Source organism: Chitinophaga sp. YR573 (assembly GCF_900110995.1).
GTDB lineage: Bacteria > Bacteroidota > Bacteroidia > Chitinophagales > Chitinophagaceae > Chitinophaga.
The window spans coordinates 2,724,620-2,736,731 of sequence record NZ_FOJF01000001.1 but is presented as its reverse complement, the minus strand read 5'-3'; the positions used below and the strand labels follow the sequence as shown (position 1 = coordinate 2,736,731).

12 protein-coding genes are annotated in these 12,112 nt (G+C 42.9%); 5 read left to right on the top strand and 7 right to left on the bottom strand.

The features are described from left to right. Positions 1-5: 5 nt before the first annotated feature. From BMW86_RS11535 to BMW86_RS11520, 4 genes are read left to right on the top strand one after another with little or no spacing between them, the layout of a single operon-like run. Positions 6-1,343: a sensor histidine kinase gene (locus BMW86_RS11535; protein WP_089781920.1), complete on the top strand. Its 1,338-nt coding sequence runs from the start codon at positions 6-8 to the stop codon at positions 1,341-1,343. 26 nt (positions 1,344-1,369) lie between these two features. After that, positions 1,370-2,080: a lysoplasmalogenase gene (locus BMW86_RS11530; RefSeq protein ID WP_089781919.1), complete on the top strand. Its 711-nt coding sequence runs from the start codon at positions 1,370-1,372 to the stop codon at positions 2,078-2,080. Positions 2,081-2,110: 30 nt separating this feature from the next. Then, a complete protein-coding gene (gene nadB / locus BMW86_RS11525; RefSeq protein WP_089781918.1) occupies positions 2,111-3,709 on the top strand; it encodes an L-aspartate oxidase in 1,599 nt (532 codons plus the stop codon). A gap of 14 nt (positions 3,710-3,723) precedes the next feature. Further along, positions 3,724-4,608: a lysophospholipid acyltransferase family protein gene (locus BMW86_RS11520; RefSeq protein ID WP_089781917.1), complete on the top strand. Its 885-nt coding sequence runs from the start codon at positions 3,724-3,726 to the stop codon at positions 4,606-4,608. Positions 4,609-4,666: 58 nt separating this feature from the next. On the opposite strand, the gene BMW86_RS32790 is transcribed toward BMW86_RS11520, so the two are convergent. The 6 genes from BMW86_RS32790 to BMW86_RS11490 all read right to left on the bottom strand — a co-directional run bounded on the left by BMW86_RS32790 (position 4,667) and on the right by BMW86_RS11490 (position 9,800). Beyond that, the gene (locus BMW86_RS32790; protein WP_089781916.1) at positions 4,667-5,155 is read right to left on the bottom strand and encodes a BON domain-containing protein; all 489 of its coding nucleotides are present in this window, start codon (positions 5,153-5,155) and stop codon (positions 4,667-4,669) included. Positions 5,156-5,248: 93 nt separating this feature from the next. Further along, a complete protein-coding gene (locus BMW86_RS11510; protein WP_089781915.1) occupies positions 5,249-6,058 on the bottom strand; it encodes an SDR family oxidoreductase in 810 nt (269 codons plus the stop codon). 100 nt (positions 6,059-6,158) lie between these two features. Continuing rightward, positions 6,159-7,562, bottom strand: coding sequence for an MBL fold metallo-hydrolase (locus BMW86_RS11505; RefSeq protein ID WP_089781914.1), 1,404 nt, complete (start codon positions 7,560-7,562; stop codon positions 6,159-6,161). Between the two features lie 294 nt (positions 7,563-7,856). Continuing rightward, positions 7,857-8,216, bottom strand: coding sequence for an ArsR/SmtB family transcription factor (locus BMW86_RS11500; RefSeq protein WP_012788619.1), 360 nt, complete (start codon positions 8,214-8,216; stop codon positions 7,857-7,859). Between the two features lie 230 nt (positions 8,217-8,446). Continuing rightward, positions 8,447-9,124: a tRNA (adenosine(37)-N6)-threonylcarbamoyltransferase complex dimerization subunit type 1 TsaB gene (gene tsaB / locus BMW86_RS11495; RefSeq protein ID WP_089781913.1), complete on the bottom strand. Its 678-nt coding sequence runs from the start codon at positions 9,122-9,124 to the stop codon at positions 8,447-8,449. Position 9,125: 1 nt separating this feature from the next. Continuing rightward, positions 9,126-9,800 carry a 3-hydroxyacyl-CoA dehydrogenase family protein gene (locus tag BMW86_RS11490; RefSeq protein WP_089781912.1) on the bottom strand — a complete coding sequence of 225 codons (675 nt, stop codon included), beginning with the start codon at positions 9,798-9,800 and terminating at the stop codon, positions 9,126-9,128. A 74-nt stretch (positions 9,801-9,874) separates the two neighbouring features. On the opposite strand from BMW86_RS11490, the gene BMW86_RS11485 reads away from it, so the two are divergent. After that, positions 9,875-10,255: a RidA family protein gene (locus tag BMW86_RS11485; RefSeq protein ID WP_089781911.1), complete on the top strand. Its 381-nt coding sequence runs from the start codon at positions 9,875-9,877 to the stop codon at positions 10,253-10,255. Between the two features lie 97 nt (positions 10,256-10,352). Here BMW86_RS11485 and BMW86_RS11480 read toward each other — a convergent pair whose 3' ends face one another. Next, entirely contained in the window at positions 10,353-11,993 is a 1,641-nt protein-coding gene (locus tag BMW86_RS11480; protein WP_089781910.1) for a L,D-transpeptidase family protein, read from the bottom strand. Positions 11,994-12,112 lie beyond the last annotated feature (119 nt).

The following is a 12,112-nucleotide window of genomic DNA, read 5'->3' as shown; positions in this document are numbered from 1 at the left end:
TCCCAATGAACAACTTCAGTTTCACCATTTTTCTACGCATCATACTGCTTACGGCTACCACCATAGCAGGTGTATGGGTGTGGAATAAACTGGGGGTATTACCCGGACTGGCCATCATTGTGCTGATGGGTGTCCAGATCTATGGCATGTATTATTACATCAACAGGGTAAACCGTAAACTCACCCTGTTCCTGGAATCTATCCGTTATGAGGACTTCTCCATCCGTTTCAGCGCAGACAATAAACTGGGAAAAAGTTTCCAGGCACTGAATCATCAGTTTAACGAAGTACTGGAAGCCTTCCGGCAAACACGTGCGGAGAAAGAAGCCAACCTCAAATACATTGATACCATCGTTCAGCATATCAGCATTGGTGTATTATCTTTTGATTCCGAAGGCAGAATAGAACTGATCAACCCTGCTGCCTTTCGCCTCTTAGGCATTTACCGCCTGCGCAATATTGCAGAACTTAAAAACGCACATCCGGGTTTACCTGAATTATTATTACAGGTACATTCCGGTAACAAAATCCTGTACCGCACCCGGCAGGAACAGCAGTTGTCTATTCATGCAGCTACTGTCAGGTTACAGGGGCGCCTGGTGAAACTGCTTTCTATCCAGAATATCCATGCAGAACTACAGGAAAAAGAGCTGGAAGCATGGCAGAACCTTACCAAAATATTAAGGCATGAGATCATGAACTCCGTTACGCCTATCGTATCGCTGATCAGTACGATGCAGGATATCGTGGAACAGGATATCTTACCGGAAACGCAGCAACAGGAAGCTATCACCGACTTGCAGGAAGCACTGCAAACAATCAAGAGCCGTAGTAAAGGCATCATGAATTTTGTAAATGCTTACCGTGATTATACTACGCTGCCAAAGCCACAGTTTACCAACGTAAATATAAAAGAGCTGGTCACCAGCGTAAGCAATCTGCTACAGCCGGAAATGAAACAGGCCGGCATCTATTTCCATCACCAGGTAGAATCTTCCAGTACAGAGATTCATGCAGACGTAGCCCAGTTGCAAATGGTACTGATCAACCTTATTAAAAATGCGATGGATGCACTGGAACACTCACAACAGCCTGCTATCCGCGTTAACGTTACACTCAATAATAACGGCCAGGTAAGTATAGAGATCACAGATAATGGCCCTGGTATAGACACAGATGCGATGGATAAAATCTTCATCCCTTTTTATACCACCAAAAAGAAAGGCAGTGGTATTGGTCTTAGTCTGTCGCAACAAATCATACAGCTGCACGGTGGACAACTTAAAGTGAGCAATACGAACAACAACGGTACTACCTTCCATATTTTACTCCCGGTTCTTTAACTCCACCATTAAACCATTATCCACGGATGAAAAAACGTGTATTAATTATTCTGTTCTTTCTTTTTCTTCTTATAGATCTGATTGCCATTGCCTGTAACAGAGAAGTAGTTTCTTATGTGGCAGAGCCAATGCTCACCATACTGCTCGCGATTTACTTTCTTAATAATACAAAACATGTAGCTCGCTTATTCAGGATACTGATGTTTGCTGCCTTATTCTTTTCATGTATCGGTGATATTTTTCTTTTATTTGAGGATAAGGGAGAAGAATTTTTCATAGCTGGCATTGGTTGTTTTCTATTCACGCACTTAGCTTATATAGGTTTCTTTCTGAAGATCAGATACAGTAATTATCCGCTTCCCGATTGTCAGTGGCCATTCATTTTTTTAACAGAAGCCGCCTTGCTTCTATTCATCTTTGCTATGCTACCCTACCTGGGAGAGATGCGTATTCCTGTAATCATTTATGCTATATTCATTTCCTTTACCCTGCTAACGAGTATGCATGCTTTCCGGCTGAAAGAACAGGTCATCGGATGGTTTGCCGTTGGCGGTGCCATCCTCTTCATTCTCTCAGATACCCTCACCGCAATAGATCACTTCTATCATGCCGTACCGGCAGGCAACTTCCTGGTTACATTAACCTATGGCCTTGCACAATGGGGACTCTGTACCGGAGGACTCAAATACTTACAGATCCGGCAGGGGTATGGCACAGGGAGTGTGGGAACAAATTAAAGCGTACATTTGGTGCTTGCTAAAGTAACTATGCAACAGACAGACTTCTTAGTGATTGGTTCCGGTATTGCAGGCCTTACGTACGCCTTAAAAGTGGCAGCGGAATGCCCTGATAAAAAGATTACCATCATCACCAAAACGCGTGAAGACGAAACCAACACGAAATACGCACAGGGCGGTGTAGCCGTGGTAAACGACCTGGAGAATGACAGCTTCGAAAAACATATTGATGATACGCTCATTGCCGGTGATGGCCTCTGCGATAAACATATCGTTGAGATTGTTGTTAAGGAAGGACCGGAACGTGTAAATGAGATCATTGAATGGGGTGCAAACTTTGATAAAAATGATGCCGGAGATTTCTCCCTTGGCCGCGAAGGCGGACATTCGGAGTTCAGGGTCATCCACTATAAAGACGTTACCGGGAAAGAAATAGAACGTGCATTACTCGATGCCATTCACAAAAACCCGAATATAGAACTGGTTACCCACTGCTTTGTGGTAGACCTCATCACCCAGCATCACCTGGGTTACCTCATCACGAAATCAACACCGGATATTGAATGTTACGGTGTATACGTACTGAACCTTCTCACCAATAAGATCGAAAAGATCCTCAGCCGTATTACCGTACTGGCTACCGGTGGTAATGGCCAGGTATACCGCAGTACAACCAATCCTATTATCGCTACCGGCGATGGTGTGGCGATGGTATACCGTGCTAAAGGCAGGATAGAGAATATGGAGTTTATCCAGTTCCATCCTACAGCCCTCTACGAGCCTGGTGTGAATAATGCATTCCTTATCACAGAAGCTGTACGCGGTGATGGTGGTATTCTCCGCAATGTACATGGAGAGGAATTCATGCATAAATATGATGCACGTCTTTCTCTGGCCCCCCGTGATATTGTTGCCCGCGCAATAGATAGTGAAATGAAAATTGCCGGTACTGAATATGTGTACCTCGACTGCCGGCATATGGATATAGAAAAGTTTGTGCATCACTTTCCAAACATTTATGAGAAATGTCTTTCTGCCGGTATTGACGTAAAGAAGGATATGATACCGGTATCACCTGCTGCACATTACAGCTGTGGTGGTATCAAAGTAAATGAATGGGGACGTACTTCCATTAACAATCTGTATGCATGCGGAGAATGCTCCAGCACGGGTTTGCACGGCGCAAACCGACTGGCATCCAACTCTCTGCTGGAAGCAATGGTATTTGCACATCGTTGTTATTTAGATGCGGTGCAGCGGATTGAATCCATTCCATTAAAGAATGATGTGCCCGACTGGAATACAGCCGGTACTACTGCTCCCAAAGAAATGATCCTGATCACACAGAGTTTAAAAGAACTCAAGCAGATCATGAGCGATTATCTTGGTATCGTACGCACCAACGAACGTTTACAACGTGCTATACGCAGACTGGATATTTTACACGAAGAAACAGAATCACTATACGAAAGAACAGAAGTTTCTCCCCAGCTTTGCGAACTACGTAACCTCATTACTGTAGGTTACCTGATCGTGAAGAGCGCCTCCTTCCGTAAGGAAAGTCGTGGTTTACATTTTAATACTGATTATCCTGAGAAGAGCGCACTGGTACAGAATATTGTGTTATAGAAATTGTAGCTGACATGTATTATTTTTTGCTGGCATTCACATATGGAATTTCCATATTGCCGTTATGGCTGTTATACCTCATTAGTGACGGATTATATCTGATCATCTACTACATTGTGGGCTACCGCAAAAAAGTAGTGTTCGCAAACCTGCGACAGGCTTTTCCTGATAAGACAAACAAAGAGATTACACAGCTGGCTAAAAAATACTATCTCAATCTTACGGATATGATGGTGGAAACCCTTAAGCTGTTAACCATCAGTCCTAAGAATCTGGAACGCCGGTTTATCTGCGACCTTACTGTTTTACATGAACTTTATGCAAAAGGCAAAAGCTGCCAGTTGCACCTGGGACATAACTTTAACTGGGAATGGGCGAATCAGTTTTGTATGCAGGGCGTACAATTCCCTTTCCTGGTTGTGTACATGCCACTGACCAACAAAGCAGCTGACAGGCTGTTTCGTCATTTCCGTGAGAAGTCCGGCAGTACCTTATTACCCGCTAATGATATCAGGGAGGCCATGCTGCCATGGCATGACAAACAATACCTCATTGCCCTGGTAGCAGATCAGAATCCCGGCAACCCCCGTCGTTGTTACTGGTTTCCTTTCTTAAATAAAATGACTGCTTTCTATAAAGGCCCTGAGATGACGGCCAAACGAAACAACATCCCTGTTGTATTTGCAGACATCCGTAAAGTAAAACGTGGCTATTATCACGCCACCCTCAAACTGGCATTTGAAGAACCTCAGCAAGCTCCTGATGGCGCTATCACAGAAGCATTCGTAAACTTCCTGGAGAAGAATATCTACGAACAACCCGAAGTATGGGTGTGGAGCCACAGACGCTGGAAGCATGAATACAAAGAAGAAACAAAGAATTCTCTACCAGAGCCCTAAAACACCAACTCCGCCTTTAGCCGGAGCCAAAGACGGAGTTGATTAGATAGTACATTCTCTACTTCACAGTAAGTTTATTATTCACTTTCGTGGCTTTAGCATCTTCTGCTGTTTTCACGATTTTCTTAACATCTGCTTTCTTAGCATTCCCTTCCAGGGTAGCTTCTCCATTCGCAACTGTTACAGTCACCTCTGTAAACCCGTCTGCTTTATAAGCAGAATCCAGGGTATTCTTCAGTATCTCATCAGGGCTCAGTGCTGCTGGAGGAGGAGGGGGAGGAATAGCAGCTTGTACCATTACATTGTTGGTTACAGATTTCACACCAGCTACACTCTTCACAGATTCTTCTGCAGAAGTCTTAGCCGCATCATCAGAAACCTCTCCGCTCAAAATAACTACTCCACCTTTTACTTCAGCAGTAATACCAGGGACACCTGCTAATTTTTCATTAACACCCTGTTGAATTGTAGTATCGCTAGGTTGGCAGGAAAATAGGCCCACTGCGATAAATAGTAAGCCAGCCATCAATAATGATCTGTTTCTCATAGTCAAAAGTTTATTTGAGTTTTACAAATAACATGCTAGAATGGGCATCGTTGCACATAATTAATTGTTAGTCAATCAAAACAGTTGAAATAATCAACCATTATCCGCAAATCCGGGGTACAAGGTCATACCCCCATCTATAAACATAGTTATGCCAGTAATATAATCACTCTCATCGCTGGCCAGCCACACCGCTGCTTTTCCAATATCATCAGCCTCCCCTATTCTGCCATAAGGAATCAGCTCTAATAGTTTCTTCTCATCCTCAGGAGTATCCCATGCATCTTTATTGATACGCGTCTTAATAGCCCCTGGAGCCAGGCTGTTCACCCTTATTTTAAGTGGCGCCAGTTCCTGTGCCATAGACTGCATTAATAGTTTCACCCCGCCCTTACTGGCAGCATAGTTCACATGTCCCGCCCAGGGAATCACTTCATGCACGCTACTCATACAGATAATTTTGCCCGCTGCTTTAGAGCGCTCAGGCAGCACCCCTCTGCGTTTAAACTCACGTGCAGCTTCCCTTGCACAAAGGAATTGCCCGGTAAGATTAGTACTGATGACCGCATTCCACTGTTCCAGTGTCATATCTAAAAAAGGAGCATCCTGTTGAATACCCGCATTTGTCACCACAATATCTACAGTTCCAAACTGGGTAAGAATCTCCGCAAACATCTTCTTCACATCCTCTTCCTCACTAATATTACACTGGTGGATCACCCCATTGGATCCCGCACTTTTAATCTTCTCCAACACAGCTTCCGCACCTGCAAGACTCTTATCACTATGATAGTTAACAACCACAGTAGCACCGGCTTCCGCGAATGCAACAGCAATGCCTGCACCTATGCCACTACTACTTCCTGTAACCAATGCTATCTGTCCTTCCAGTTGTTTTCCCATAGAAATATTTACGGTTAGGGTTCAAAAAGCATACCTGTGAAAATGAAAAAGGAGAAAAGCAGTAATGCCTTTCTCCTTTTATACTCTTCCGGAAAATATGTTAATTCAATACATTCTTCTCTTTCACTGTTTCCAGCCCTTTTGTATCCTTCATATTATTATATCCACCCTCTACATTACGCAGATTATGAATGCCTTCTCGTTTCAGCATGGAGCAGGCAATAATACTACGATATCCACCCTGACAATGTACATACAGGTTATGATGATCATCAAAATCTGCCATAGTACCAGGATCAACCATATCACTTAATGTAAGATTGATAGCATCTTTAATATGTCCGTCAGCATACTCTGCCGGTTTACGCACATCCAGCACTATCAGGTTCGGATCATGCGGAACATCCATCGCCAGTTCATCCGGTTCTACCGTAATGATCATATCGATTTTTTCTCCTGCAGCAGCCCATCCTTCATAACCACCTTTCAGGTAGCCGATCACATGATCAAAACCAACACGCGCTAAACGAACGATGGTTTCTTCTTCTTTTCCTGCTTCTGTTACAAGAATAATCTCCTGGTTAAATGGTAACAGGCTACCAGCCCATTCCGCAAAACGACCTTCCAGGCCAATACTCAGAGAGCTGGGAACAAAACCTTCTGCAAATGTTGTTGCAGGACGGGTATCCAGTACCAGCACACCTTCTTTGATCTTCTTTTTAAAATCAGCTACGGATAATGCTACATTGCTCTTTTCCATCACAGCCTTGAGCGTATCATATCCTTCCTTGTTTATTTTAGCGTTGATAGGAAAATAAGAAGGAGGTGTACTGAGACCATCAGTAACTTCAGAGATAAACTGTGCTTTATCGGTAGCCAGTAAAGCATAGTTAGTGCTTTTCTCTTCTGCCAGGGTACTGGAAGTATTAGGACCCAGATTTTTACCGCAGGAAGAACCAGGACCATGTGCCGGGTAAACGGTTACATTATCTGGTAAAGTTTTGATCTTGGTATTTAAAGATTCGAACAGCAAACCTGCCAGTTCTTCTTTTGTGTGGTTACCACTGAAAAGGTCCGGACGACCAACATCACCTACAAACAGTGTATCTCCTGTAAATAAGCTGGCGGGAACACCGTTTTCATCATATAGTAAATAACAGGTAGACTCCATGGTATGCCCTGGTGTATGTAATACTTCCAGAGTCAGTTTACCTATAGTAAATTTCTCTCCATCTTTAGCAAGATAGATAGGGAAACTGGTAACAGCTTCGGGGCCGAATACTATAGGAGCTTTTGTAGCAGCAGCAAGATCAAGATGACCTGATACAAAGTCTGCATGAAAATGTGTTTCGAAGATATACTTAATGGTAGCGTTCCGTTCTTTAGCAAGATCAAGATAAGCTTCGATATCTCTCAGTGGATCTATCACAATAGCCTGTCCTTCTGACTCTATAAAGTAGGCAGCTTCTGATAAGCAATTCGTATAAAGTTGCTTGACGAACATCGGTTTTTGATTTCGTGCAAATTTACGGATTTATCAGCGGAGGAATGTATGAGAGAAGTCATAATATGATATGACTTTTAACGTCAAAATTACATACGCGTACGAATACGAGACCTGTTATTATATATAACGGGAAATATGCAGGTAACAAAATACTACTCAATTGAGTAGTATAATTTACTTTCAGTTGTAACCTTGGCAAATCAAAAATTAGAGCCTAACTAAAAGTAAAATCTCTCAGTTAGGCCCGAATAATTTCTTTGTACTCAGATGACCTGTCATCCAAAACCAGATTTAGCCTACCAGCTCTTCCACAAATTTGGCAACTTCAGCTATACGTTGTTTGTTGATCGTATAGTGGATGAACTTACCATCTCTTTCTGTGATTACAATGCCGGCACGACGAAGAATAGCCAGGTGCTGTGATGCAACCGACTGCTCCAGACGCAGCTTAACGTAGATTTCAGTAACTGTCATTTTTTTGTGATCTTCCAGCAATTTAATCATTTGCTGGCGCAGCTTATGGTTTATTGCACGCAATACCATCGCAGCCTTCTTAACAGCAATGTAATCCAATTTAATTTGGTCTTTTTCATTGGTACCTCTAGAAATAATAAGAGTATTAGAAGAGGTAGTTAATAATGTTTTTTCCATCGCATAATAGTTTTTAAAGTAATGATGAAATGAAAGGGATCAACGGACAGTAAACCCACAAATTGTTAGAAAACAATAACCGGGTATCGATTTATACAAAAATATAATATTAGTCGTAATAAAAAAAACTTCTATACCTTATTTTTTAATATATAGATGGTCATTACGTGCCAATTAAATGTAATTTGACAGTTCTATGACACAATTATGTAATCTGATGGAAAAAATCCCTATTTTTTGGGAGTAGAATGGAAGGGTTTGAGGTAAAAAGGACTGAAATATGCCACATCTGCGAAGTCCTGACGGTCAAAAGCGGCATTAGAAAGTAATGACAAATGAGCTGCGCTCATCTCATAAGGCACAAACAAGGCATTTTTATGACCATTTAGTAGTAGTTGCCATTTTTCACTGCCATCGCCAAAGAAATACGTTTTTTGATGATCCAGCTGCGCTGTAAAAGCTTCAGGAGTAAGAATAAGCGCCTGAGGAGCCATTACAGCTGACAAATCCGCATTATATATGGCCGTATACACTTCCATACGGCGCGCATCCAGCATCGGGCAATAGAAAGCTGCATTATCCTTTAATTGCATATACAGCCCCTGTGCCATCATCTGTAAAGTAGAAATGGCTATCAGCGGTTTGTTCCAGGCATAACACAGCCCTTTGGCGGTGGCTACGCCCACACGTAAGCCGGTATAAGAACCAGGGCCTGCGCTTACAGCTATTGCATCCAGTTGATCAGGAGCAACACCCTGCGTTTTCATGATCTCCTGTACAAACGGGACCATTGTAGCGGCATGATCTTTTTGCTGGTCATTGACCAGCGTCTGTAAAGGCACACCGTCTTTAGAAAGACAAACAGAGCCTATTTTCGCAGCAGTATCTATGTTGAGTATTAAAGACAATCTATTTTACATTTGATGTTTGTGCCTCTTCTATTAGCAGCGGACTTACCTTATACCTTTCATTTCCTGTGGCAGTATATACAGATGATAAAACATCACATACATGCTTTATTCCTATCTTTTCACACCATTCAAAAGGCCCTAACGGGTAGTTGGTTCCCAGTCTCATCGCCGTATTAATATCAGCTCTGGAAGCGATTTCTTCCTCAGCAGCCATGTACGCTTCATTAATAATCATACATATTACACGGGGCGTTACCATCCCTACGCTATCTTTCACCACCTCATACTGCCAGCCCAGCTGCCCCATCATCTCCTGCAACACCGGCAACTGCTCCTCATCTATTACAGATACCTCTGTCACCGGCATTTCAATAAAGCCTGGCAGCCAATTGCATCCTATGAGGTTAAACCCCTGAGAGAAGGCATAGTTACCCATTACAGCGCCCAGGGACGTCTTTACGATGCCTGCCAGCACTGGTACTGCCGGGAACCTGGCGTACAGCACCGCATGCTCCTGGTGGTCATCAAAGACCAGGTCTATCACCAGCTGATAATCTGCCAGTGAATCAATCCTGTCCAGCGTGGTTACCTGCTGCACCTGATGCCCGCTTAAGCCGCCTTTCAGCAGCAGGGCTGTATAATGTTGCGCATCTCCTATTACCAGGATCTTCATGAGCAAAATTTTCGCAAACCTATTAATTAATAACTAATAATGATGAATTAAAAATTCCCTGTAATTTTACAACTATGGAAAAACAGATTATCAATACTACAAATGCTCCTGCTCCTATTGGTCCTTATAATCAGGCCATTAAAGCAGGTAATATGTTGTTTGTTTCCGGACAGATCGCTCTTCACGCAGAAACAAACCAACTGATGCTGGAAGATATTATCACTGAAACACACCAGGTAATGCACAATCTGAAAAACATCCTGGTTGCTGCTGATATGGACTTCAGTGACGTATTAAAGACCACCATCTTTATTACAGACATGAAGAACTTCTCGCAGATCAATGAAGTATATGGTAAGTACTTCAGCGGCTATTTCCCTGCCAGAGAAACGGTAGAAGTATCCGGTTTGCCCAAAGGCGTAAACGTAGAGATATCAGTGATTGCCTGTAAATAAAAAAAGGAGTAATTGTTTAGTGATGGTACTTCGCACCATCACTAAACAATAGAAGAGGTTTTGCAGGGCTTCGCCCTGCACCCAAAAATTAAATTGATTACTTTTTGCCAAACAGGCTGGCTGCCAGTTGTGCATCGTGCCCATACACATCATCTCTGAAATTCAGGCGGCCCTGATCATCCACATATGCCGTGAAATATCCAATAAACACCGGCACTTTTTCCTTTAAAGACACAAAGGTCTCTTTCCCGCTATTCATTGCATCCACTATCTTTTTCCGTGTCCAGGAAGGATCTTTACGTAACAGCCATTCCGCCAGGTGCTGAGGTTCAGACACCCTGATACAACCATGACTGAAAGAACGTTTGTTCTCTCCAAACAACCCTTTGGATGGCGTATCATGCAGGTAAATATTGTATTCATTAGGAAAGAGGAACTTCACCTTACCCAGGGCATTTGCCCCTCCTGGTTTCTGCCGGATAATATAAGGAAAACTGGTACCACTGTACTTGTTCCAGTTGATAGAACCTATACTCACAGGCTTCCCTGTATTAGTCACCACTTCCATATTCTGACGGGCTAAATACCCCGGATTACGTTTCATAGCAGGTATCACCTCATGAGCAATAATAGTAGGGGTAACATTCCAGTAAGGGCTAAACACCACAAACTTCATCTGATCACTGAAGATAACGGTGTTCGTACCTGGTTTACCTACTACTACATTACAGGTCCAGTCTAATTTGTTATCATCATATACATACAGTTTAAAAGCAGGAATATTCACCAGCAGGTATTCTGCCGGCAAAGAAGCAGGCACCCAGCGCAAACGCTCCATATTGATCAGCACCTGCTCAATACGTTTACGCGGAGAGATGTTCAATGCGTTCAGTAAAGGTTGCTGAATAGTACCATCAATCTTTAAACCGGTGCAATGCTGGAAGCTACGGATAGCGCTGTCCAGCAGAGGAGTAAACACAGGGGAAGCATCTGCAGCAGGAAGATCTCCTAACAAATGCAGCCGCTCTTTCACAGCAACAATGATTGGCGCAGAATCATTCTCTTTATATATTTTCTGTGTAGCCTTTAAGGAATCCCAGGGCAGTTTTGAAAGGACATCCAGTTGATGCAGTTTGCCTCTCAACAGTTTATATTGGATGTTTACTGGTTCTTCAAAAGTATTCGCGGGTCTGTTGACCATAGAATCCAGTAAACTCTGCATATCTATTTTCTTACGGGGGATAAACCATTCCAGGTCTTTTGCGTTGTCTGAAGTCATGCCTCCCCACACTTTACTGCCATAGGCAAAGAACTGAGCGGTTAACTGTAATTCTGCCTGTGGGATGGATTTGTCACCGGGTTTCAGTTTATCACCTTCCAGCATCAGTGTATCATTCAACTCACGTAGTGGTTTGCTGATAAGACCAGTATCATTCAGACCATATGCAGCATCGGTTTTCATAAGGTTAATGAAGTTACCGGCTTGCTCAGTCAGCTTACCATCGCCGCCAATCCAGGCGTAGTGGTAATCACGTTCACGGTAGAAATCGCGGATATACTCTGCATAGGTAGTATCCTTTTGCAGGAAATTGTTAACGATATTACTATCCAGTTTCTGATCAATGTATTCCTGTTGGGTATAATGGGTGGTATCCCTTCCAATGTGTGGCCCTTTCTTTCCTCCGGAGCGGCAGGCAGCCAGCAAAACTACGAACAACAACAATTTACGTACGGACATATGCGTGATCTCATTTTTAAGAACAACATAAAATTATACTAAAATGTTGAGCTTGAGGTTGCTGCTTAACCAGGATTCTTTTGGTAAACAGGAATTAAGATGTAAAATTATCTCAGGTG